General features: G+C 61.9%; 2 protein-coding genes. Both read left to right on the plus strand.

The window, feature by feature from the left end:
- A partial coding sequence (locus I73_RS30755; protein ID WP_148289705.1) for an aldehyde dehydrogenase family protein occupies nt 1–310 on the plus strand: 310 nt, incomplete at its 5' end.
- Entirely contained in the window at nt 274–369 is a 96-nt protein-coding gene (locus tag I73_RS34810) for a hypothetical protein (protein ID WP_148289706.1), read from the plus strand. The genes I73_RS30755 and I73_RS34810, both read left to right, overlap by 37 nt.
- The last annotated feature ends 171 nt before the right edge of the window (nt 370–540 follow it).

The following is a 540-nucleotide window of genomic DNA, read 5'->3' on the forward strand; positions in this document are numbered from 1 at the left end:
TGATGCTGCCGCCAATTGGGTTGACAGGCCGCAGGCCGAGCGTGCCAACATCCCACTGAAGATCGCCTACGGCATGGACCAGAACCTGGAGAAGTTGGCGTACGCCGAGTTGGTGGACATCGGCAAGACGAAGGGGGAAATGTTGAACGTGGACATACTGGTGTCGTCCGACCACGTGGCCTACTTGGTGGGCCGCGGCTGTAGCCAGGAAGGCTCGGTGAGGAGTATTGAGGAAAACACGATCGCGTACTCAGTTGCAGGAGTCCCGTGGGCGTGGTCGCACAGATCATCTCGTGGAACATCCGGTTGAGGATGGCGGCCAGGAAGTTGGCGTCCGCTCTGGGCACCGGCAAGTGCAGTGGTGATTAAGCCGTGCCGAGATCCAGCCCGAGTCAGTATCCTGGTATAGGCTGAGTTGCTGGCGGATGTGTTGCCCCCGGGCGGGGTGAACATGGTGAACGGGTACGGCCGGGAAGGCGGCATGCCGAGGGACAGCAGCAGGAGCATGGCCAAGGTGGCGTTAACCGGCTGCGCGGCCAC

Origin of the sequence: Ideonella sp. B508-1, assembly GCF_000333615.1 — a bacterium.
In the GTDB taxonomy this organism is placed as follows: Bacteria; Pseudomonadota; Gammaproteobacteria; order Burkholderiales; family Burkholderiaceae_C; genus Ideonella.